The sequence below is a fragment of the Streptomyces sp. NPDC020422 genome, from assembly GCF_044386705.1.
In the GTDB taxonomy this organism is placed as follows: domain Bacteria; phylum Actinomycetota; class Actinomycetes; order Streptomycetales; family Streptomycetaceae; genus Streptomyces.
In genome coordinates, this window is the sequence record NZ_JBIRVJ010000015.1 from 85,000 (window position 1) to 107,586 (window position 22,587).

The 22,587-nt window shown below is 73.7% G+C and carries 17 protein-coding genes and 1 pseudogene; 7 read left to right on the forward strand and 11 right to left on the reverse strand.

The features are described 5' to 3' along the window. Nucleotides 1-6: 6 nt before the first annotated feature. The 4 genes from ACH414_RS32160 to ACH414_RS32175 all read right to left on the reverse strand — a co-directional run bounded on the left by ACH414_RS32160 (nt 7) and on the right by ACH414_RS32175 (nt 5,927). On the reverse strand, nt 7-2,316 hold the full coding sequence (locus tag ACH414_RS32160) for a protein kinase (protein WP_398944566.1): 2,310 nt from the start codon (nt 2,314-2,316) through the stop codon (nt 7-9). A 14-nt stretch (nt 2,317-2,330) separates the two neighbouring features. Beyond that, nucleotides 2,331-4,721 carry a PQQ-binding-like beta-propeller repeat protein gene (locus ACH414_RS32165; RefSeq protein ID WP_398944567.1) on the reverse strand — a complete coding sequence of 797 codons (2,391 nt, stop codon included), beginning with the start codon at nt 4,719-4,721 and terminating at the stop codon, nt 2,331-2,333. Between the two features lie 116 nt (nt 4,722-4,837). Continuing rightward, on the reverse strand, nt 4,838-5,335 hold the full coding sequence (gene greA / locus ACH414_RS32170; RefSeq protein ID WP_382548656.1) for a transcription elongation factor GreA: 498 nt from the start codon (nt 5,333-5,335) through the stop codon (nt 4,838-4,840). A gap of 190 nt (nt 5,336-5,525) precedes the next feature. Beyond that, nucleotides 5,526-5,927: a DUF4307 domain-containing protein gene (locus tag ACH414_RS32175; protein WP_382548658.1), complete on the reverse strand. Its 402-nt coding sequence runs from the start codon at nt 5,925-5,927 to the stop codon at nt 5,526-5,528. 110 nt (nt 5,928-6,037) lie between these two features. Between ACH414_RS32175 and mca the strand changes: the two genes are divergently transcribed. Beyond that, nucleotides 6,038-6,919 carry a mycothiol conjugate amidase Mca gene (gene mca, locus ACH414_RS32180; protein WP_382548660.1) on the forward strand — a complete coding sequence of 294 codons (882 nt, stop codon included), beginning with the start codon at nt 6,038-6,040 and terminating at the stop codon, nt 6,917-6,919. Then, complete coding sequence (locus ACH414_RS32185; RefSeq protein ID WP_398944569.1) at nt 6,912-7,142, forward strand: hypothetical protein; 231 nt, start codon at nt 6,912-6,914, stop codon at nt 7,140-7,142. The genes mca and ACH414_RS32185 overlap by 8 nt, the downstream gene beginning before the upstream one ends. Nucleotides 7,143-7,235: 93 nt before the next feature. Here the strand turns inward: ACH414_RS32185 and ACH414_RS32190 are convergent, their stop codons facing one another. Then, nucleotides 7,236-10,412 carry a tetratricopeptide repeat protein gene (locus tag ACH414_RS32190; RefSeq protein WP_398944571.1) on the reverse strand — a complete coding sequence of 1,059 codons (3,177 nt, stop codon included), beginning with the start codon at nt 10,410-10,412 and terminating at the stop codon, nt 7,236-7,238. A 294-nt stretch (nt 10,413-10,706) separates the two neighbouring features. Here ACH414_RS32190 and ACH414_RS32195 point away from each other — a divergent pair, with 294 nt between their 5' ends. Both ACH414_RS32195 and ACH414_RS32200 read left to right on the forward strand, forming a co-directional pair. Further along, the gene (locus tag ACH414_RS32195) at nt 10,707-11,102 is read left to right on the forward strand and encodes a rodlin (RefSeq protein ID WP_132912798.1); all 396 of its coding nucleotides are present in this window, start codon (nt 10,707-10,709) and stop codon (nt 11,100-11,102) included. 155 nt (nt 11,103-11,257) lie between these two features. Beyond that, nucleotides 11,258-13,294 carry a thioredoxin domain-containing protein gene (locus ACH414_RS32200; RefSeq protein ID WP_382548666.1) on the forward strand — a complete coding sequence of 679 codons (2,037 nt, stop codon included), beginning with the start codon at nt 11,258-11,260 and terminating at the stop codon, nt 13,292-13,294. Here ACH414_RS32200 and ACH414_RS32205 read toward each other — a convergent pair. Further along, the gene (locus ACH414_RS32205; RefSeq protein WP_398944573.1) at nt 13,291-14,313 is read right to left on the reverse strand and encodes an LCP family protein; all 1,023 of its coding nucleotides are present in this window, start codon (nt 14,311-14,313) and stop codon (nt 13,291-13,293) included. The genes ACH414_RS32200 and ACH414_RS32205 overlap by 4 nt on opposite strands. Before the next feature lie 148 nt (nt 14,314-14,461). Here ACH414_RS32205 and ACH414_RS32210 point away from each other — a divergent pair, with 148 nt between their 5' ends. Next, nucleotides 14,462-14,635 (forward strand): hypothetical protein, encoded by a 174-nt coding sequence (locus ACH414_RS32210; RefSeq protein WP_382548670.1) that lies wholly within the window; start codon nt 14,462-14,464, stop codon nt 14,633-14,635. Between the two features lie 138 nt (nt 14,636-14,773). After that, entirely contained in the window at nt 14,774-15,007 is a 234-nt protein-coding gene (locus ACH414_RS32215) for a chaplin (RefSeq protein WP_382548672.1), read from the forward strand. A 70-nt stretch (nt 15,008-15,077) separates the two neighbouring features. Here ACH414_RS32215 and ACH414_RS32220 read toward each other — a convergent pair whose 3' ends face one another. Together ACH414_RS32220 and ACH414_RS32225 are read right to left on the reverse strand one after the other, a co-directional pair. Further along, a complete protein-coding gene (locus ACH414_RS32220) occupies nt 15,078-16,340 on the reverse strand; it encodes an FAD-dependent oxidoreductase (RefSeq protein WP_382548674.1) in 1,263 nt (420 codons plus the stop codon). 104 nt (nt 16,341-16,444) lie between these two features. Next, nucleotides 16,445-17,767: an ATP-grasp domain-containing protein gene (locus tag ACH414_RS32225; RefSeq protein ID WP_382548676.1), complete on the reverse strand. Its 1,323-nt coding sequence runs from the start codon at nt 17,765-17,767 to the stop codon at nt 16,445-16,447. 159 nt (nt 17,768-17,926) lie between these two features. Between ACH414_RS32225 and ACH414_RS32230 the strand changes: the two are divergent. Continuing rightward, nucleotides 17,927-19,162 (forward strand): annotated as a pseudogene (locus tag ACH414_RS32230) (glycoside hydrolase family 26 protein); the annotation flags it as partial. A 471-nt stretch (nt 19,163-19,633) separates the two neighbouring features. On the opposite strand, the gene ACH414_RS32235 reads toward ACH414_RS32230, so the two are convergent. Genes ACH414_RS32235 through ACH414_RS32245 form a run of 3 tightly spaced genes read right to left on the reverse strand, consistent with a single transcriptional unit; the run spans nt 19,634 to nt 22,575 of the window. Beyond that, nucleotides 19,634-20,779, reverse strand: coding sequence for a GNAT family N-acetyltransferase (locus ACH414_RS32235; protein WP_382548677.1), 1,146 nt, complete (start codon nt 20,777-20,779; stop codon nt 19,634-19,636). Continuing rightward, the gene (locus ACH414_RS32240) at nt 20,776-21,426 is read right to left on the reverse strand and encodes a lipopolysaccharide biosynthesis protein (protein WP_382548679.1); all 651 of its coding nucleotides are present in this window, start codon (nt 21,424-21,426) and stop codon (nt 20,776-20,778) included. The genes ACH414_RS32235 and ACH414_RS32240 overlap by 4 nt, the downstream gene beginning before the upstream one ends. A gap of 12 nt (nt 21,427-21,438) precedes the next feature. Further along, on the reverse strand, nt 21,439-22,575 hold the full coding sequence (locus ACH414_RS32245) for a glycosyltransferase (RefSeq protein WP_398944625.1): 1,137 nt from the start codon (nt 22,573-22,575) through the stop codon (nt 21,439-21,441). Between the last annotated feature and the right edge of the window lie 12 nt (nt 22,576-22,587).

The window sequence follows — 22,587 nt, forward strand, 5'->3', positions numbered from 1 at the left end:
ACGAGGTCAGGGCAGATAGCCGGAGGCGACGAGGCCCTCGGAGAAGGGCAGGAAGGCCGCCCCTCCGGCGACCACCCCGTCGGCTGCGGTCAGGGCGCCGTCGTCGAGGCCTTTCGGAACGTCGGCACTGAACACCGCGATGTCCTCCGCGCGCGCCGGCGGCCCGGACACCGGAAGGGAGTGGATCTCGTGCCTGCCCCGGGCCACCACCTGGTCGCCCGCGAAGGAGACACGGCTCAGGGGCGCACGGAAGAACATCACGTCCGTGCGCCACCTCTCCCGCCCGCTCTCCAGGTCGAAGACGGCCACCGTGTGGCCGGTCGCCCCGCCGACCACGGCCACGGCCCCGTCCTTCCTGACCGCCGGGTCACCCGTGATCGCCAGGCCCTCGCCCAGGGTGCGCTCCAGGCGCAGCGTCCGGGCGTCGAGCACCGGGACGCCGCCGTCCTGAACGGCCGAGCAGAGCACGAACTCCCCGTGCGCGACGATCCGGCCGCACGGCACATCGGCCGTTCCCCGCGCCGTCTCCTTGCCCGTCCGTGCGTCGAGCGCGACCGGGGTCACCCCGATCGGCACGAAGACCCGCCCCCCGGCGGCGACGGGCTGCTCGGGGATCCCGTCGAGCTCGCTCCGCCACAGCTCCCTGGCGGTGCCGCCGCCGAGCCCGACCGCCGTGACCAGCCCTCTGGTGTCGTCGGCGAGGTCGACATACGTGGAGTAGAGCACCCCGTCGTCCAGATCGGTGCCCTTCACCGCCCAGTGCCCCTCCGGCACCGGGCGCCTGAACCGCTCGGCGCCGTCCTTCAAGCCGTACGCGGTGACCCCGTCCCCGCCGGTGACGGCCACCAGATCGCCGACGACCGCCGGATACTGCGGGGCCGTGCGCGGGGCCGCGCCCCGGCCCGGCTTCGACCAGAGCAGCCTCCCGTCCGCCGCCGCGAGCGCCGACACCGCGCCGCCCGGACCCGAGCAGACCAGCACCTCGGGGGAGAGCGCGCAGATCCCCGCCCCCTCGTCGAGCCTCCGGACCCAGGGCGACCAGCCCGCGGGCCGCGAGGCGCGCCCGGTGCCGACCGTGCCGTAGTCGCCGGTGTGGCCCTCGCCCCCGTACGGCAGGACGACCTGGCTCAGCGTCCGCGGTGCGGCCGGGCCCGACGCGCTCGCCGACGGTCCGGGCCCCGCCGCGCCGCCCTGCCCGCCCTCCCTGTCGAGAAACACGATCCCCGCCGCGCCCACCACGGCGACCGCCACCGCGATCGCCGCGATCCGCCCCCACGGCCGCCGCCGCGGCCGCCGTCGCGGCTCCGGAGCGGCGGCCTCGGCGGGCCGTTGGCCCACCGCCGTCGGGGAGTACGGCACCACCGGCGCCAGCGTCGGCAGATCCGCCACGCCCGCCCCCGAAGCGGCCTCCTCGCCGACCCGCCGCGCCGCCTCCCCGTACTCGGCGAGCAGCGACAGCACCCCGCCCGGCCACGGGAACACCTCCGGCGCCCCAAGGCCGCCGAGCAGCCCCGCCAGCTCCTCCGCCGACGGGCGTTCGGCCGGGTCGAGGCGCAGGCACCGCGCCACGACCTCCCGCAACTCCGCTGGAACACCGTCCAGTTCGGCGTCGGCCCGGCTGATCCGGTAGATCACCGCCGCCATCTCGTCGTCATGGAACGGACGCCGCCCGCTCGCCGCGAACGCGAGCACCGCGCCCAGACAGAACACGTCCGACGCGGGCACCACCGCCCGGCTGCCGACCAGATGCTCCGGCGACATGAAGCCGGGCGAGCCGACCACCAGGCCCGTCGAGGTCAGCGCGGTCGCCTCGAAGGCCTGCGCGATCCCGAAGTCGATCAGCTTCGGCCCGCCCGCGCCGAGCAGCACGTTCGCCGGCTTCAGGTCCCGGTGCAGCACCTTCGCGCCGTGCACCGCGTCCAACGCCCGTGCCAGCGTGGCCCCGAGGGCCCGCACCGCGGCGACCGGCAGCGCCCCGGACCTTACGACCGCCTCCGCGAGCGAGGGCCCGGGCACGTACTCGGTCGCCAGCCACGGCGAGGCCGCGTCGGCGTCCGCGTCCACGAGCCGCGCCGCGTACGGACTGCGCACCGTCCGCGCGGCCGTGATCTCGCGCCGGAACCGGGTCCGGAAGTCCCCGTCGACCTCCAGGTCCGCCCGTACGGTCTTCACCGCCACCATGCGGTACGGGTCGGCCGTCGGCGCGTCCGCACGGCAGGCCAGATGGACCTCGCCCATGCCGCCCGCCCCGAGCCGGGCGAGCAGGCGGTAGGGGCCGACGAGCCGCGGGGGGCCGGCGGGCAGTGCTTCCAGCACGGGAACGCGCCTTTCTAGCGGGGGAGTTCGACGGAGGCGACGGCGCCCTGGTCGTACACGAGGTAGGCGATGCCGCCGACGGGGATCACCTCGGGCGCGCGCAGCATCCTGGAGAAGGTGTTGCCCCAGTCCGGGTCGTACGAGTCCGTCTTGGCGCGCGGCCCCGGCGCCCCCGGCACCGGCGTGACCTTCAGCCCGGCCGGCTTCCCGTCCGCGCCGAGCCGCACGGTGTACAGCGAGGAGTAGTCGGCGTACACGACCTGGTCGCCCGCGAGCAGCGGCGCCGACCAGGCCTGGGCGAGCCCGGCGGGCGCGGCCTTCGCCGCATAGCTGCCCAGCTCCCTGCCGTCGCGCGGGTCGAAGACCTTCAACCGGCCCTTCTCCGCGTCGAGTCCGGCCGCCGCCCGCTCGGTGACGACCGCCGGGCGCGGCGTCGCCGGGGGCGCGGGCAGGCTCGCCTTCGACGCCAGCGTCACGGCGTCGAGCAGATGGGCCCGCTCCGTGACCCCGCCGGTGTGGGAGACGTCCGCGCAGTAGGCCCGCGCACCCAGGACCTTGATCTCCTCGCAGGTCCGCGCGTCGGCGTCGACCTGGCCGCGCACGGTCCCGGTCCTGGCGTCGTACGCGATCAGACCGCCGTCGCTCAGGGCGTAGACCGTGCCCTCGGCGTAGGCGACCGGCTCGAAGTCCCTGATCTCGGACCGCGGGATGTCGTCGTTGGTGAGCCCCTTCGACCACAGCCGCCTGCCGTCCGCGAGTGCGTACGCCGTGATCCCGACGTGCTCGGTGCTGGGCTCCGGGGTGGTGGGCGAGGCGACGAAGACCATGCCGTCGGCGACGATCGGGCGGCTGCCCTGGCCCTGCTGGACCCAGGCCGGCTTCTCCCACCGCAGCGCCCCGGTGCGCGCGTCCCGCACCTGGACGGTGGGCCCCGAGGCCAGGACGGCCAGCCCGTCGTGAACGACCGGCCGGGCCGTCTCGCCGGCGATGAAGACGCCGCCGGAGGGGCCTATGTAGCTCTCGCCGCCCCTCGCGTCCTTGACCGGGTTCGCGTCCCAGAGCTTCCGCCCGTTCGCCGGGTCCAGCGCCTCGTACCGGCCGTCCGTGGTCCGGCAGACCAGAGCCCGCTCGTTGCCGGAGCAGCCGAACGCCGGCGCCGTCAGCTTCGCCCGCCACGGCTTCCAGCCGGCCGGGCGCTGGGCGGCGTTCTGCGGGACGACCCCGGAGGCGTCGGCGAGGCCCTGGTCGTCGACGCCGGGGACACGCGGGCCGGCGGGCGCCTCGGGTCCGGCGGTGACCGGCTTCGCGGGCTTCTGCTCCGGCCACAGGAGGTAGGTGCCGAGGCCGCCGCCCAGGACGGCGAGGGTCACCACGGCGGCGAGCGGCGCGCGCCTGCGCCGCTTCGGCGGGGGAGCGGCCGCGGCCACGGGGGCCGCGGTCGGGGCGGAGTGCAGCCCGGGCGGCCCCGAGGTGACGACGGGGGCGGGGACGGCGAGCAGCGGGCCGCCCGCGGCGACGAGCCGGGCGAGCTCCGCCCCGTACTCGCCGATGTGCTCGCGCACGGGCACCGGCCACGGCGGCGCCTGGGCCTCGCCGCCGAGGAGCTCCACGAGGGCCTCCGGCGTCGGCCGGGCCGCCGGATCGGGCGCGAGGCACGCGGCGACGGTCCCGCGCAGCTCCTCGGGCACCCGCGCAAGGTCGGCCTCGGCCTGGGAGACGCGGTAGAGGACGGCGGCGACGGGGCCGTCGCCGAAGGGGTCCTCGCCGGTCGCCGCGTAGCAGAGGAGCGAGCCGAGGCAGAAGACGTCCGAGGCGCCGGTCACATGGCGCGCGCCGGCCACGTGCTCGGGCGACATGAAGGCGGGGGTGCCGACCATGAGGCCGGTGGCGGTCATGGTGGTGGCCCCCTCGGCGCGGGCGATGCCGAAGTCGATCAGGCGCGGGCCGTCGGCGGCGAGCATGACGTTGCCGGGCTTGAGGTCGCGGTGGAGCACACCGGCCGTGTGCAGGTCCCCGAGGGCCCGGGCGATGCGCGCGCCGAGCACCCGTACGGCCGGCACCGGCAGCGGGCCGGAGCGGCGTACGGCCTGGGAGAGGCTGGGGCCGGGGACGTAGGCGGTGGCCAGCCAGGGCACCTCGGCGTCGGCGTCCCCGCCCTCGGGTGCGGCGGCGTGGGCGCTGCGGACGAGTCCGGCCACCTTGATCTCGCGGCGGAAGCGGTCGCGGAAGGCGGGGTCGCCGGCCAGATCGCGCCGTACGGTCTTCACGGCGAAGAAGGCGCCGGAGGTGTCGCGCCGGGCCAGGTAGACCTCGCCCATGCCGCCGGCGCCGAGCCGGGCCAGCACCTCGTACGGTCCGATCCTGCGTGGCGCACCCTCGCGCAGCGCTCCGAGCACCTGTCCCATCCCCCTCCGGCGGCCGACGGATGATCATTGCATGGGCATGACGAAGGGCCGGACCCCTTCACGGGATCCGGCCCTTCGCCCGGAAGCCTTCGTGGACTTCGCTCGGAAGAACAGGCTCAGCCGGTGTACGGCTTGGCGCTGAGGATCTTCACCATGGCCTTCTTGCCGTTCGGCAGCTCGTAGTCCGCCTCGTCACCGACGGCCTTGCCGATGACGCCGACGCCGAGCGGGGACTGCGGGGAGTACGTCTCGATGTCGTCGCTCGCGTACTCGCGCGAGGCGAGGAGGAACGACAGGGTGTCGTCCTCGTCGCCGTCGAAGGCGATGGTCACGACCATGCCGGGGCCGACCACGCCGGTGTCCTCGGGGGCCTCGCCCACCTTGGCGTTCTGCAGGAGCTGGGTGAGCTGGCGGACCCGGAGCTCCTGCTTGCCCTGCTCCTCCTTGGCCGCGTGGTACCCGCCGTTCTCGCGGAGGTCGCCCTCCTCGCGCGCCGCGGCGATCTTGGCGGCGATCTCGGTACGCGCGGGACCAGACAGGTACTCAAGCTCGTCCTTGAGCTTGTTGTACGCCTCCTGGGTGAGCCAGGTGACGTTCTCGCTGGTCTGGGTCACAGGTGCTCCTCGTAGGTACTGGGAATACAAAGCATCGCCCTACACGGAAAGGATGCGCCTTCCCGGGCGGGCGAAACCACGAGCCTAACAATGAGTGGCGAAAAGCGGGAGGACATAAACCATCAAGATGGCGTCGCCCCAGGTCACCGCGGTGACCCGGCCCGGCCGTTCCCGGGGTCCCTACCCACCGCTACCGAGCCGTACACCCCAGGAGCTCGGCGTTGGTCGCCTTGCCGGTCGTACGGATCGAGTAGACCGTGTCGATCCGCGTGTCGGAGCCCTGGACGGGCACGTCCTTGCGGCCCACCTCGGCTCCGTCGGCGGAGCGCGAACGCAGGGTGCAGACGCCCTCGGCGTCGGCGTCCTTGCGGATCTCCAGGTGGACCTGGACCTCGGTGTCGCTCACCACGTCGAACTTGATCATCTCGGCGCTGATCTGCGTACCGGCGACGTAGTGCCAGCCGAACCAGCCGATCATGGCCAGGAAGAGGGTGCCGAGCACGGCGCCGGCGATCTTGAGCTTCCGGTCGGCGCGCTCGTCCGCGGAGCGGCCGTACCGCCCCTCGGGAAGCTGCTCACGCACCGCGCTCATGATCGTCCTCTCGCCGCCGTGATCCTCGGCCACGGGGCCGGAATTTTTCCCGCCTCCGATTCCGTCACTATAGAGACCTCCCTAGGCGACGAATCACTGAGGATCGAGTCTTGACTGAGCAGCTGCGACTGATGGCCGTTCACGCCCACCCCGACGACGAGTCGAGCAAGGGCGCGGCGACGATGGCCAAGTATGTGTCCGAGGGGGTGGAGGTCCTCGTGGTGACCTGCACGGGCGGCGAGCGCGGCTCGATCCTCAATCCCAAGCTCCAGGGCGACCCCTACATCGAGGCCAACATCGACGAGGTCCGCCGCAAGGAGATGGACGAGGCCCGCGAGATCCTCGGCGTCGGCCAGGAGTGGCTCGGCTTCGTCGACTCGGGCCTGCCCGAGGGCGACCCGCTGCCGCCGCTCCCCGAGGGCTGCTTCGCCCTGGAGGACGTGGACCGGGCCGCCGGCGCGCTGGTGCGCAAGATCCGCTCGTTCCGTCCCCAGGTCATCACGACCTACGACGAGAACGGGGGGTACCCGCACCCCGACCACATCATGACCCACAAGATCACGATGGTGGCCTTCGACGGCGCGACCGACACCGAGAAGTACCCCGAGGACGAGTTCGGCGCCCCCTACCAGCCGCAGAAGCTCTACTACAACCAGGGCTTCAACCGCCCGCGCACCGAGGCCCTGCACAACGCGCTCCTGGAGCGCGGCCTCGAGTCGCCGTACGGGGAGTGGCTGGAGCGCTGGAAGGAGTTCGAGCGCAAGGAGCGGACCCTCACCACGTTCGTGCCCTGCTCGGACTTCTTCGAGATCCGCGACAAGGCGCTGATCGCCCACCGCACCCAGATCGACCCCGACGGCGGCTGGTTCCGCGTCCCGATGGAGATCCAGAAGGAGGTCTGGCCGACCGAGGAGTACGAGCTCAGCAAGTCCCTCGTCGCCACTTCCATCCCCGAGCAAGATCTCTTCGCGGGCATCCGCGAGAATGCCTGACATGAGCGCACACCTGGCAATGACCCAGCTTGTCCCCTTCGCCGCCGAAGAGCTGGACAAGAACAAGGTGACCCCCGGCGTCCTCGGCTTCGTCGTCTTCGCCGTCCTCGCCCTGGCCGTCTGGGGACTGATGAAGTCGATGAACCGCCACATGCACAAGATCGACTTCACCGAGGCCCCCTACCCGGCCGCCCCGGCGGCCTCGGGCCCGGCGGACAAGTAGCACCCGGCCCCCGCCCGGGCCCCGGCACGCCCGCCGGGGCCCGGACGGGGCCTGCCCGATTTCAGGGCACGGCGGGCCACCGGATGGCCCGCCTCAGGCCACCTCCACCGCCACCCCCATCACCTCCCGCGCCCCCCGCCCCGGCACCATCCCCAGGTCCCACGCCGGCCAGGCGGCCCCCTCGCGGGGCGCGCCGCGGTCCAGGACGAGGGCGTAGGCCTCCGCGTAGTCGTCGAGGCGCGGGTCGCGGGCGGGGTGGCGGGCCGTGGTCAGGGCGGTGAGGTCCGCGCGGGCCGCGGCCGGGTCGGGGAGCAGGGTGCAGCGCAGGAAGCGGGCCCAGTCGGTGCCGCGGTGGTCGCCGTACGAGGCGAAGAGGCGGGTCGCCTCCTCGCACAGCTCCAGGGCCTGGGCGACGCGCCCGTTGCCGGCGTCCACGATCGCCAGTTCCAGGCAGGTCCAGGCCTCGCCGTGGGCCACGCCGATGCGGCGGAAGTCCGCGCGGGCGTCCACCAGGAGCTGGCGGGCGAAGCCGGAGTTGCGGAGGTTGCCCGTCTGGGCGGCCCGCTGGTCGCGGGTGACCCGGCCCGAGTGGTGGCGGGCGCAGGCCAGGCCGTAGACGTCACGCATCCGCGAGAACATCGTGCGCGCCCGCTCCAGCTCCCGCACCGCCTGGTCGCGGTCGCCGCGCTCCTCCAGGGCGTGGCCCAGGTAGTAGAGGGTCCAGGCCTCGCCCCGCGCGTCCTCCTGCTCGCGGTGCAGGGCGAGGGCCTGGCGCAGGCCGTCCATGGCCGCCGCCGGGTCGCCGGCGACGAGCCGGGCGCGGGCCAGCTGGGTCAGCGCCCAGGCCTGGCCGCGGCCGTCGTGGGTGCGGCCGTACTGGTCGAGCGCGAGCCGCAGCTCGTCCTCGGCCCGCTCCACCTCGCCCGTCCGCAGGAACACCTGGCCCCGCTGGAAGTGCGCCCAGGCCTCGCCGTGCAGCGACTCGCTCTCCCGGTGCAGGGCGAGCGCGCGGTCCAGGAGGGTGAGGGCCTCGGCGAGTCGGGCGCGGTCCCGTTCCACCGCGGCGAGCGCGTGCAGGGTCCAGCCCCGGTCGGCGGCCAGCGAGGCCGGCTCCTGCAGGGCGAGCGCCTCGCGCAGCCGGGCCGCGGCCTCCGTCAGGTTCCCCTGGTGGTGCAGGGTGATCCCGAGCGAGCAGAGCGCGAGCGCGGCCCCCGCGTCCTGATGGGCCTCCTGATAGAGCGAGACCACCGAGGTCAGCGTCGTCCTCGCCTTGTCCAGCTCGCCGAGCTGCCGGGCCGCGATGCCGGTGCGCCACTGCACCGAGCGGGACAGCAGGCCCTGGCCCACCGCGTCCGTGAGCTCGTTGATCTCGCCCAGCCGGTACAGGTCGCCGCGCAGCAGGCAGTAGTCGCACAGCGCGCCGAGCAGGTCGAGGACGGTCCGCTGGTCCACGCCCTCGGCGTGCCGCAGCGTCGCCGTGATGAAGCTGGACTCCTCGTCGAGCCAGCGCAGCGCCGCCTCCAGCGAACCGAAGCCGTGCCCGTCGAAGCGGCCCGCGCGCGTGGACATCTTGCCGTCGACCATCCGGATCACCGCGTCCGCGAGCTCCGCGTAGTTGCGGATCAGCCGCTCCTGCGCCGCCGCGATCTCCGACTGCTCCTCCTCCTCGACCAGCCGCGCCGCCGCGAACCCGCGCACCGCGTCGTGCAGCCGGTAGCGCTCCCCGCGTACGTGGTCCAGCAGACCCGCCCCGGCGAGCTCCCGCAGCAGCCGCGCCCCCTCCGCGCCCGGTGCGCCGAGCAGCGCGCCCGCGGCGGCCGCCCCCAGCGAGGCCCGTCCGGCGAGCGGCAGCCGGCGCAGCAGCCGCCGCCCGTCGTCGTCCAGTCCCCCGGCGTAACCGGCGGCCAGGGCCCGCTCCACCGGCCCGGCGTCCTCGCCGGCCGCGTCGAGGAGCCGGACGACCGTGTCCGTGGAACGCCCGACGAGCAGCGCGCCCGCCGCCCGCAGCGCCAGCGGCAGCCCGCCGCACAGCTCCCGGGCCCGCTCGACGCCCGCCGCGTCGTACGGCTCCCGGGCGCCGTCCGCCGCGCCCAGCAGCTCCTCGGCGCCGGCCGCGTCCAGCGCCGTCACCGGCAGGACGTGCACCGAGGCCGGCACGTCGGGGCCGAGGTCCAGCGGCTTGCGGCAGGTCACCAGGACCAGGCTGTCGGAGCGTTCCGGCAGCAGCGTCCGCACCTGCTCCGCGTCCACCGCGTCGTCGAGGACCACCGTCACCGCGAGCCCCGTCAGATGCTGGTGGTACAGCTCGGCGAGCCGCCGCACCTGCTGCTCCGCCGAGGCGCGCTCACGGAAGAGCAGCTGCTCGCGCGGGGCACCGAGCCGGTTGAGCAGGTGGAGCAGCGCCTCCCGGGTGGTCAGCGGCCGCTCGCCGCGCGCGGCGCCGCCCCGCAGGTCCACCACGCACGCCCCGCGGAACTGGTCCGGCAGCGCGTGCGCGGCCCGCACCGCGAGCGTCGTACGGCCCGAGCCGGGCGCGCCGTGCAGCATCACCACCGTCGGCCGGGTCGTCGTCGCCGCCCGGCCCGCCTGCACCCACCGGGTGATCCGCGCCAGCTCGTCCCGCCGCCCCGCGAACGGCCCCGCCGGGTCCGGCAGATGGCCGAAGGACTGCTCCAGGACGGCACGCCGCCGGGCCGCCGCGCTGCGGTCGGCGCCCCGCAGCCGCTCGACCGCCTTCCGCGGGGGCTGCCCCGCCGTGCCGAGGAGTACCCGCTGCTGCTCGAGGAAGGGCCGTACGCCCCGCGTCTCGAAGGCCGTCAGCCACCGCAGCCGCAGTTGCTCCACGCCGCCCGGCCCGGCCAGGTCCCGGGCCCTGCGCCGGCCCGCCGCCCGGCGCTCCGCGCCCGTCCTCAGCGCGGTCGCCGCCGCGCCCGCCACGGCCACCACGGCGCCCGCGCCGAACGCCGTGCCCGCGGTGGTGCCGAGGGCCAGGTCGCCGCCGACCGCGGCGACCGCCGCGACGGCCGTCACCAGCGCGGGCGCGCCGGGCCCGGTGGGGGAGGAGCCTTCGGCCGGCGCGGCCTCGGCGGCCTCCACGGCCCGGAGGAAGGCCGCGTACTCCTCGGCCGCCGGAGCGGCCATCGTGTCGAGGGCGGCCCGGCCGCGGGCCAGGAGCGCCTGCCCGTCGAAGCGGCCCGCGGAGCGCCGTACCTCCTCCTCGGCGACCCGTTCCCAGAGCCGCTCGGCCTCCGCCCGGTGGCCGTCCCGCATGTGCGTCCCCCTCCGCCCGCCGGAAGCCTCCGGCCCGAACAGTCCGAGGACAAGTGTCCTGCGGGACGCCCGCCGACGCGAGGGAGCGGTGCGAAAGGCCAGTGCCCGCAAGGGAGTCGGGGCCCGCCCCGCACGACCCGAACGGCTGCCCGTCGACCTCGCGTCCGATGGCGTTCATGTGCCGAATACCGCGTCCGGGTGACGCCCCGGAACCAATCCTTCCCGGGGCAGTTGATCAGGTCGCTTCGGTCAACGGAGCAGTTCCGGGCCATCGAGCTCAAGAAGGAAGATCTCGTGATCAAGAAGGTTCTTGCCACCGCTGCGGTTGCCGCCTCCGTCGTGGGCATGGGTGCGTCGACGGCCATGGCTGCCGGCAACGATGGCGGCAGCGCCAACATCATCGGCAACCAGTCGAAGCAGTCGATCGGCAGCAACTCCACCGGCGGCTACATGAGCCCGAACTTCGGTCTCGTCAACGGTGGTGTCCTGCACTGCTTCGACGTCCAGAAGGTCGAGGCGCAGGTGCCGATCGGCGCCCTCATCGGTGTTCCGATCGCGGTCCAGGACGTCCTGGGCAACCCGATCGCGAACCAGACCTGCACCCAGAACTCCGTGCAGCAGAAGGGCGACGACGCCCTGTCGCACATCCTGGGCGAGGTCCTCTCCCAGAACGGGAACGTCGGCGGCTGACGCCTGCTTCTCGTGTGAAGCGGCCCCGTTCCTCGCATTCGACCTGCGAGGAACGGGGCCCGCTCCTCCTATCGGTGCCCCGTTCGCACGCCGCTCTACCATGGCGCGCGGACGGGGCTCCGTCGTTCCTGCCTCCGATGCGCAAGGATGGGGACATGCCGAACAGACTGGCCCATGAGACCTCCCCCTACCTCCTCCAGCACGCCGACAACCCGGTCGACTGGTGGCCGTGGTCGGCGGAGGCCTTCGAGGAGGCCCGGCGCCGCGATGTCCCGGTCCTGCTCAGCGTCGGCTACAGCTCCTGCCACTGGTGCCACGTCATGGCCCACGAGTCCTTCGAGGACGAGGGCACGGCCGCGCTGGTCAACGAGGGGTTCGTCGCCGTCAAGGTGGACCGGGAGGAGCGGCCCGACGTCGACGCCGTCTACATGGAGGCCGTCCAGGCGGCCACCGGGCAGGGCGGCTGGCCCATGACGGTCTTCCTCACCCCGGACGCCGAGCCCTTCTACTTCGGCACCTACTTCCCGCCCGAGCCCCGGCACGGCATGCCGTCCTTCCCCGAGGTCCTCGACGGTGTCGCGCACGCCTGGGCCGAGCGCCGGGGCGAGGTCTCCGAGGTGGCCGCCCGGATCGTCAAGGACCTCTCCGGCCGCTCCCTCGCGTACGGCGGGGACGGCGTCCCCGGCGAGCCGGAGCTCGCCCAGGCCCTGCTCGGTCTCGCCCGCGACTACGACAGCACGTCCGGCGGCTTCGGCGGCGCCCCCAAGTTCCCGCCGTCGATGGTGGTGGAGTTCCTGCTGCGCCACCACGCCCGTACGGGGGCCGTGGGCGCCCTGGAGATGGCCGCCGACACCTGCGAGGCGATGGCCCGCGGCGGCATCTACGACCAGCTCGGCGGCGGCTTCGCCCGCTACGCGGTGGACCGCGAGTGGGTCGTGCCGCACTTCGAGAAGATGCTGTACGACAACGCGCTGCTGTGCCGGGTGTACACCCATCTGTGGCGGGCCACCGGCAGTGACCTCGCCCGCCGGGTCGCCCTGGAGACCGCCGACTTCATGGTCCGCGAGCTGCGCACCCCCGAGGGCGGCTTCGCCTCCGCGCTCGACGCCGACTCGGACGACGGGACGGGGCGGCACGTCGAGGGCGCCTACTACGCCTGGACCCCCGAGCAGCTGACCGCCGCGCTCGGCGAGGACGACGCCCGTTACGCCGCCCGGTACTACGGCGTCACCGAGGAGGGCACCTTCGAGCACGGCTCCTCCGTGCTCCAGCTCCCGCAGGACGCCGGGGTCGCCGACGCCGCGAGGATCTCCTCGATCAAGGAGCGGCTGCTCGCCGCCCGCGAGGAGCGCGCCCGGCCCGGCCGCGACGACAAGATCGTCGCCGCCTGGAACGGCCTCGCCATCGCCGCCCTCGCCGAGACCGGCGCCCTGCTCGACCGCCCCGACCTGGTCGAGCGCGCCACCGAGGCCGCCGATCTGTTGGTCCGCCTCCACCTCGACGACGGCGCCCGGCTGACCCGTACCTCCAAGGACGGCCACGCGGGCGGCAACGCCGGGGTCCTGGAGGACTACGCCGACGTCGCCGAGGGCTTCCTCGCGCTCGCCTCCGTCACCGGCGAGGGCGTCTGGCTGGAGTTCGCCGGCTTCCTCCTGGACATCGTCCTCGACCAGTTCACCTCCGAGGGCGGCGCGCTGTACGACACCGCGCACGACGCCGAGCCGCTGATCCGCCGCCCGCAGGACCCCACCGACAACGCCACCCCGTCCGGCTGGACCGCCGCCGCCGGGGCGCTGCTGTCGTACGCGGCGCACACCGGCTCCGCGCCCCACCGGGCGGCCGCCGAGGCGGCCCTCGGCGTGGTGAAGGCGCTCGGGCCGCGCGCGCCCCGCTTCATCGGCTGGGGCCTGGCCGTCGCCGAGGCCCTGCTGGACGGGCCCCGTGAGATCGCGGTCGTCGGCGACCGCGACGACGACGCCTTCCGGGCGCTGTGCCGGACCGCACTCGACGCCACCACCCCCGGCGCGGTCCTCGCCTTCGGCACCCCGGACAGCACGGAGTTCCCGCTGCTCAAGGACCGCCCGCTGGTGGGCGGGGAGCCCGCCGCGTACGTCTGCCGGCACTTCGTCTGCGAGGCGCCGACGACGGACCCGGCGGAACTGGCCCGCCGGCTCCGTCAGGGGCTGTCCTAACCGCACAGGAGCGACTTGCCGCCCATCGGCTTGTACTCGCCCAGCTTGGTCTGGGTCGGGTACTTCTTCGGGTTGGGCTTGGGCAGCTTCCTGTCGGCCCGCAGCTGTCCGAAGACCTCGGCGGCGTAGTCGACGTCCCAGGAGATCGTCGCGCCGACGCCCGGGATGAGCGGGTTGATCTTCTTGATCGGCACGGTGGCGAACTCGGTCTTCTCCGGGGTGAGGTTCCGCAGCCGCTTCGCGAGCGTCAGGAGCTCGGGTGCGCTGATCGCCCGCTCGGCCGCGGCCTTGCCGCGCAGGGTCTCGGCGAACCAGCGCATCCAGTCGGCGTCCCGGTACAGATGGGCGCGGACCTCGCGCAGCGTGTTGGTGACGAAACGTTGCTGCTTCTTGATCCGGCCGAAGTCCGCCTCGCCGTCCGCCTTCCTGGAGCGGACGTACTGAAGGGCCTCGCCGCCGTGCACCCTGCGGGTGACGTTCGACGGGAGGTTGAGGCCGGTGGCCGGGTCCTTCAGCGGCTTCTTCGAGCAGATCGGCACGCCGTCGACGACGTCGACCGAGTCCATGAAGCGGCGGAAGTCGACCTCCAGGTAGCGGTGCACGGGCAGCTTCGTCATCGCCTCGACCATCTCGATGGTGAAGGACGGTCCGCCCTGCTTCCAGGCGCTGTTGAGCTTGGCCTGGTGGGCCGGGACCTGCTCGCCGGTGTGCCGGTCGCGGTGCTTGGGGAGGATGGTGAGCGAGTCGCGCGGCAGGCTCACCACGCTGACCCGGTCGTTCTTGGCGGAGACGTGGACGAGCATGATCACGTCGGTGCAGCCGCACTCCACGTTGCCGAGGTTGAAATGCACCCGCTCGTCCGGGCTGACCCGGGCGCGCGAGTCGACTCCGACGAGCAGGATGTTGAGGCCCTTGCCGGGGGACGGCAGGCCGGGCGGCGCGGCGGCGAGGGCGCCGCCCGCGCCGATCGTGGCCAGGGCCGTGGACAGGAGCAGCAGACTTCTGCCGGGGATTTTCATGGCGAAACGTTAAATCGGACGCTGTCGCACAGAAGTACGCGACGCGACGGCGAGACGTCGAATCACTCTCCTGCGAACGCTGTGTCATGATGCCGGGACCACACCGGAAGGAGCGAATATGGCGCCCGATCCCGGGAAATGGGAGCGCATGGCCTTCATTCCGAAGAGCCGCTATGTGGCCGACCCGCAGCCGGTCGACCGGGAGCCGTTCCCCCTCTACTCCTCGCTGGCCAGACAGTGGATGCTGGCCGGGCGCGCGGTCCCCGGAGTTCCGGACCGTGAATGGGAACGGCTCACCCGTACGCCGATCTGGCCGCGCTGAGCGGTGATTACCGCATTCGGCGGAAGCAGAGGAGTGAACAGCACAAGTCCGACGATAGGCCGGTTTCCTTTTCGGGGCAGTGTCGTTGGGGAGTATGCAGCGGAGAAGGGTCTTCGCCGCAGAAAGGATCCAGACGAAATGAAGTGCAAGAAGGCTGCTGCCGTCGTCGCCGGTCTGATCATGGCGCTGGGTGCCGCCACCCCCGCGATGGCGGACGCCGAGGCCGAGGGCGCTGCCATCGGTTCGCCGGGTGTCCTCTCGGGCAACGTGGTCCAGGTTCCCATCCACGTTCCGATCAACGTCTGCGGCAACAGCGTGAACGTCATCGGCGCGCTGAACCCGGCCGCGTTCAACACCTGCATCAACGCCTGACGTTCCGGTACGGCAGAGGGCCGGCCCCGGGGAGTGTCCACCACGCTCCCCGGGGCCGGCCCCCGTCGTGTCAGCGGGCGGCGGCCACCGGCGCCCGGGTACCCGAACGCGGCCGGCCCACCCGGCCCGCGCCGCCGGCCCGCAGCCGCTGCCGCACACCCTTGACCAGCCGCCCGGCCGTGTAGCCCGCGCCGAACACGAAGCGCATCGAGGGTCCGTACGAGGGTGCCGTCAGCAAGCCGGCGAGGAAGAGGCCCGGCCGGGAGGACTCGAACAGCGCCCCCACCTCGGGCGCCCCGCCCACCCCGACCCGGCGCAGCCCGTCCCGCAGCACCGGCGCCAGCACCTCCGCCCGGTCCAGGCTCGGCACGAAGCCGGTCGCCGCGATGACGTGGTCGGTCTCCACGACGGACGCCCCCTCGGGGCCGGCCACGTCGAGCCGCACCCGCTCGTCACCGGTCACCCGCGCCGCCGTGACCCGCTGCCCGAGGCGTACGTCCCCGACCGCGGCGAACCGCTCGCGCAGCCACCACGCGCCCGCCGGCCCGAGCGCCGAGTCGAAGATCCGCTCCCGGGTGGCGGCGGGAAGCCGCCGGAAGATCCCGGGGGTGTCCGCGTACAGCCGGTTCTGCCAGCCGCAGCCGAGCCCCGTGTGCGGTGCGCGCAGCGACTGCCAGGCGCCGCGGTCCAGCGCGGGCGGCAGGGTGTTCCAGTTGAGCCGGTCGGAGCGGGCCAGGATCCGCACGGCCGCACCCTGTTCGGTGAGGATCGCGGCGGTCTCCAGGGCGGCCTGCCCGGCGCCGATCACCGTGACGTCCTGCCCCCGGAAGCCGTCGAGCTCGCCGTGGTGGCTGGAGTGGGTGACGTGCCGGCGGTCGAGCCCGCGCAACGGCCCCGGGACCTCCATGAAGGGGAGCACGCCGACGGCGAGCGCGACCGTGCGGGTACGGAAGGTCTCGCCGTCCTCCGCGGTCACCTCGAAGCCCTCGCCCCCGGCACCGGGCGCGACGGAGGTGATCAGCCGCTCGTCGAGGGCGGGCACCGCCTGCCGGGCGAACCAGTCGCCGTACGCGGCGAAGAAGCCCACGGGCAGCGGCACCCCGTGCTCGGCGCGGACCCCCTGGGTGGCGGCGTAGGCGTCGAGCCCGTAGACGCCCCGGGGGTCGGAGAGGTGGGAGGCCCACGGCTCGGACTTGAGGAACATCGCGGAGGGCATCGCGTGCCAGGACTCCATGGGGCGCCCGAAGACGCGCAGGTTCAGACCGTGCGCCGCCGCATGGGCGGCCACGGAAAGACCGTAGGGTCCCGCGCCCACAATCACCAGGTCGTACATCGTGTGTTCCGCCTTCGTCGTTCCGGTCGTGAGGGTCGTGAGGGTCGTGAGGGGGTAAGGGGGAGGGCCGTAAGGAGGGAAAGGGGGAGGTTCGTGAGGGGGGTTCAAAGGGGCTCGTGTTGGGTCATCTGGTCGGAGCGGGTGCCGGCCGACCGCGGTGACGTCACGCCGGCCACCCGCCGGGGAGTACGGCTCCGCAGTGCCCGACGGAGCGCCAGCAGGCCCTTGCGCAGGGCGTGGGAGAGCCAGGCGCGCAGCATCGCGAAGGCCGGGGCGAGGTCGTCGACGGCGAACCAGGCAGCCTCGAACCGCTCGGCGAGCGGCCGGGCGACACCGGGCTCGGGCTGGTACCGCCGCCGCGGCGAGGCGAGGAAGGACAAGGCCGCGTAGTTCTCGACGACGATCCGGCGTCCGTACGAGGGGGAGTGCGCGGGGACTTCGCGGCCGGTGAGATCCAGGTGCATCGCGCGCACCACGTCCAGCCCGTCCCGGTCGGCGAAGAGCCTGAACTGGGCGCCGGGCCGCGGGTTGAAGTCCAGCAGGTGATAGGCGCCGGTCGAGCGGTCGAGCCGGAAGTCGAGGTCGCACACCCCCCGGTAGCCGAGCGCGCCGAGCAGTTCCCTGGCCATGGTGTCCACCATGGGGTTCGCCGTCCAGCGCCCGACGGCGGTGAGGCCGGCGCCGTCGGGCCACGAGCGCTCCTTGCGGCCGGTCGCCCCGGTCGAGCAGCCGCCGGTGGAGTCGACGTACCCGTGGAAGAACCAGTCGAGGTCCCGGCCGGCCGGGAGCAGCTCCTGGAGCAGCAGTCGGCTGCCGGCCTGCGGGCTGCGCGCGTACAGCTCGCGCACCTCGCCGAGCGAGCCGACGATCGTCGTGCTGCGCAGCCCGCCGCCGACCGGGAGCAGCCAGGGCCGGCTCCACTTGGCGATCACCGGGAGGCCGAGCGACCAGGCCATGGCGGCTGCCTCGTCGGCGCTGGTGGGCAGTTCGGTACGGGGGTGGGGGAGGGACAGGGCCCGGCAGGTCTCGGCGAGCTGGGCCTTGTCGGCGACCCTGGTGAGCTGTTCCGGGGACTGGTCCGGCAGCAGATAGCGCCCGGCGAGTTCGGGGCGGCACTCGGCCAGGAACAGGGCGGTGATGTCGTCGAGGGGCACGAGCAGCGCCGGCTGCGCCGAGGAGCCGGGCAGCCGGTCCGCGATGCGCAGCAGCAGCCGGGTGAGCTCGGCCGGCGAGGGCTCGGCGGGACGCACGTGGGTGCCCTGGAGGTAGCGGGAGCGGACGACCGGACTGGAGGGCGACTCGACCACGGCGTGGACCGCGATGCCCGCCCTTCCCAGGGAGCGTGCGGCGCCGAGTGTGCCGTGATGAAACGGGTTCGGGTCGAGCCGCACAAGGACCGCGGGGACGCGGCTGTCAAAACTCGGCACGGCATGTCCTTCGTCTCGTGTGCCCCAACTGGGGGATGAGGAATCCTCTAATGGGCTATTGATCGGATCCAAGCCGAGTTCTCGGTCGGCTTATTAGGAATACTTTCGGAGTATCAGACTGACGGACCATCAAGCGGCTTGAGGAAACGAGGAGCTGTCATGGCACATAGAAATCGACGGACGTCGAGACAATGGCTGGGGGTGTTCACCGCCGGTCTCCTCGCATCAGGTTCTGTCGTGCTGTCGTCTCCCGCTCACGCCGCCGAATCCGTAACGACCCGAGACCCCCAACCGACTCTCTCCGGTGCGATGGGAGCCTTCCTGGAATCCGGCCCGCTCGGGGTGGCCCGGATCGCGCAGTTGGAGCGGTGGCTCGGGGGCCATGAGCTCCGGGTCGGCCACACCTACCTGCCCGGCGACCAGTGGTCGAACATCGAGGGCCCGCCCGGTTTCCTCGACGCCTGGGCGGACTGGCGCAACCAGCGCACCGACCGGCTGTTCGTCCTGAACGTGCCGATGCTGGAGCGCAACGAGGCCGGGGTCTCGGACTACGAGGTCCGCCGTCAGCTGCAGTTGGGCGCGGCGGGCTACTACGACCACCACTTCCGCAAGCTCGCCGAACGCCTCGTCGACCTCGGCGCCCCGGACACCGTGGTCGTCCTCGGCTGGGAGATGAACGGCACGACGTACACCCACCGGTGCGCGCCCGACCCGACGTCCTGGAAGAAGTACTGGACCCGCATCGTCACCGCGATGCGTTCCGTGCCCGGACAGACCTTCCGCTTCGACTTCAACCCGAGCCGGGGCCGGGACGCCGTTCCGTGGACGGAATGCTATCCGGGCGACGACGTGGTCGACATCATCGGCATGGACTCGTACGACCAGCCGCCCGGATCCAGTTTCGACCAACACGTCAGCGAGCCCTACGGGCTGCAGGCGCAGGTCGATTTCGCGGCCGAGCACGGAAAGCGGATCTCCTATCCGGAATGGGGTCTGTTCCGGAACGGAGACAACCCCGAGTACATGCGGCGCATGCTCGAATGGATGAAGCAGCACAAGCCGCTGTATCACACGATCACCGATTACTGCCCGCACGGCGTCTGGCAGTGCGACGAGAATCCGCGGTCGTCCGCGGTGTTCCGGCAGATGCTGTACGGGGTCGACCCCCAGGTCCCGACGGATCCGGTGGACCCGACCGAGCCGACGGAGCCCACGGAGCCGACGGAGCCGACGGACCCGACGGAGCCGACCGAGCCCACGGACCCGGTCGACCCGACGGACCCGACGGACCCCGTGGATCCCACGGACCCGGTCGACCCGACGGTTCCTGTGCCGAAGCCGGAACCGAAGCCTGAGCCGAAGCCTGAGCCGAAGCCGGAGCCGAAGCCTGAGCCGAAGCCCGAGCCGAAGCCGGAACCGAAGCCGGAACCGAAGCCGGAACCGAAGCCCGAGCCGAAGCCGGAACCCAAGCCGGAACCGAAGCCGGAACCGAAGCCGGAACCGAAGCCGGAGCCGAAGCCCGAGCCCAAGCCGGAACCGAAGCCTGAGCCCAAGCCGGAGCCGAAGCCCGAGCCGAAGCCGGAACCCAAGCCGGAGCCGAAGCCTGAGCCCAAGCCCAACTGCTGGACCGTGAACCTCGGTTCATGGGTCGAGAGTTGGATCGGCGGGCCGATCTGCGTCCCCAAGGACTCCTGGAAGGAGCCCGTGAAGGTCCCCGTGAAGGAGCCCGTGAAGGTCCCCGTGAAGGACCCCGTGAAGGAGTCGCCCAGCTGGAGCAACGGTCTCGGGTTCGACTGGAAGGGCGCCCTGAAGGGGGTCTGGCCCTTCTGACCCGCAGGCGAGGGACCCGCGCGGCGGCGGAGGAGCTCATCCTCCGCCGCCGTTCGGCGTCCGGGGCGCCCGGCCGAGCGCACGGCCCAGCCACTCGCGCTCCCGCACCTGCCGGGCCGCCCAGCGCCGCCCGCCGGCCGCGCCCGCGCACAGCCACAGCACCGGCGCCGCGCCCCGGCCGCCCAGCATCAGGCGCTGGTTGGGGACCGTCTCGGGGCGCCAGTGGTGCTTGTACGGCTCGGTGCCGCGCAGCATGCTCAGCGTCGCCCGGCCGCTCGCGCTGGTCTCGCGCGCCCCGTGCCGCAGCAGCATCGTCGCCACGTCCACCTTGCGCGCCCGCAGCGCGGGATCGGCACCGTACAGATAACCGCCCGCGAGCCGCCGCGACATGAGGGTGAGGTCCGCCGCCACCACGTCCCCGGCCAACCGGAACTCGGTGACCATCGCGTCGCCGCACTCGACCATCGGACGCACCGCCCGCGCCAGGTGCTGCGCGAACCGCTCGCTGGTGTGCTCGGCGGTCACCCCGCGGCCCTGCCACTGCAGCTGATGGAGCGCGAGCAGGCGGTCCAGGGCGGCCGGGACCTCGGGCCCGGTCACGATGTGCTCGTCGATGCCGAGCGCGTCCAGCTTGCGCAGCTTCGCCCGCACCCGCTGGGCCTTGCCCGACGGGATGCGTTCGAGCAGGGCCTCCATCGGTACGGCGGGCAGCTCCAGGCACAGCGAGTCCGCGAGCCGCCGCCGGGGACCGCGCCAGGCGTCGAAGACCCGCTCGGCCGCCGCGCCGGGCCGCACCTCGCGCAGGTCGATCAGCGCCCCCCGGGCGGCGCCCGCGAGCGCCGAGGCGAGCGCGGGCACCGCTTCCGGGCAGCCGTCGTCGAGCAGCACGTCGGTGAAGTCGGTGATGGTGCCGCCGAGCTGGGTGAGGACGGGCAGCGGCCCCGGGGCCCGCATCAGCGGGGCCGCCGCGACCAGCGCCCCGTCCTCGGCCCGCCGGACCAGGACCACGCGCAGGGCGCCCGGCCGGCCGTACGAGAGCCACCAGGAGTGCAGCCACGCATGCGACTGGAACGGGGTCGCCGTCGCGCAACGGGCGTACAGCGAAGCCCACTCGGGGCCGAGCCGGCCGAACTCCGAGCCGTCCCGGCAGATCTCGGCGTACAGGGGTGGTCTGCCGCTCACACCGCCTCCGGTTCCGGCTGCTGCGCCGCCCCGGCGGGACCCGGCACGGCGGCGCCCTGCCGCGAGTGGCGTGCCTCGGTCCGCGCGGAGCGCTTCGGCCGGACCAGCAGCACGAGGCCGCCGAGCAGCCCGCCCGCACAGGCGCCGACCAGCGCCGACAGCGGAGCCGAGGGCGACACCGGGGAGACCGGCTTGGTGGCGCGGGAGAACTGGACGACCTTCACACCGGTGTTGCCGGCGACGTGCGAGCTGTCCAGGACCAGCGCGCGGGCGACGCCGTCGGCCATCGACACCGCCTGGGAGGGCTTCGCGGAGCGGGCCGTGATCGAGATCATCGGCGCGTCCGGCGAGGTCGCGGTCTGCACACTGGCCCGCAGGGTGTCCGCGGACACCCCCGCCCACACCTGGGCGTCGCCGGTCACCGCGATGTCCGTGGCGACCCGCCCGTACGCCTGGGCGAACCCGAGCGCCGAGGCCGGGTCGGACTTCTCGGCGGGGACGACGATGACATAGCTGGTCGCCGCGTACTGCGGCGCCTTGAGGGCGCCGTAGCCGCCGCCGAGGACCGCGCCGGCCAGCGCGGCGGCCGGCAGCACCATCCAGCGGGCGGGGGTGAGGAACGGGGAACGTGGCGGGGTCGTGGTCATGGTGCTCAGCTCTCACTTCACGGGAAGGGGGGTGCCGTGGACGGCCTGGTCGTAGAGGGACAGCAACTTCCGGGCGCTGTGCGCGATGTCGTAGTGGCGGGCGGCCTCGGGCTGCGGCAGCCGGCCGGTCGGGGCGCCCCGCACCTCGCGCAGGGCGCCGATCAGCTCGGGCACGGACTCGCCGATGCGGCGGGCGCCGGGCGCCGCGCCCGGCGGCAGGTCGTCGATCGCGGGGCACGCCGCGTACAGCACGGGCAGTCCCGCCGCCAGCGCCTCGACGACCGCGAGCCCGAAGGTCTCGTCGGGGGAGGTGGACACGAAGACGTCCATCGCCGCGAGCAGCGAGGGAAGGTCCGGGCGTCCGGCCGCCGGACGGGCCGGCGGGTCCTCGACCGCCCCCGCGAGCAGGACCCGTTCGGCGGCGCCGCACTCCTCGGCCACCCGCAGCAGCTCCGCCCGCCGGTCGCCCTCGCCGACGAGCAGCAGCCGCGCCTGCGGGACCGAGGCCACCGCCCGTACCAGCCTGTCGAAGCGCTTCCCGACCGCGAGCCGCCCCACCCCGCCGACCACGAACGCGTCCTCGGGCAGGCCGAGCGCCGCCCTCGTCGCGGCCCGCGCCCGCGGGTCGTAGGCGAAGCGGCCGGTCTCGATGCCGTTCGGCACCACCCGGATGCGGGACGGCGCCACCCCCCAGCGGGCGAGCCGGCGGGCCACGCTGGCCGAGACGGCGACCGTGGAGGTGCCGAGCCGCTCGGACGCCAGATACAGCGCCCGGGTCCCGGCCGACAGCGGACGGCCCTCGATCTGGGCCTCGCCCAGGGAGTGCTCGGTCGCGATGACGGAGCGCACCCCGGCGAGCCGGGCGGCCGCCCTGCCGTACACGCACGCCCGGTACAGATGGGTGTGGACGAGGTCGTAGCCGCCCTGCCGGACGAGACGCGTCAGCCTCGGGAGCGCGCCCAGGTCGCGGTTGCCCCTCATGCCGAGGTGGGTCACCGGGGTGCCGTCCGCCTCGATGCCGGCGGCGACCGCCCCGGGGTTGGTCAGCGTCACCACCCGGCTGCGCACCGGCAGATGGCGCAGCAGCAGCCGCAGCTGCTGCTCGGCACCGCCGATGCCCAGCCCGGTGATGACGTGCAGCACCTTCAGGTCGCCGCGGGG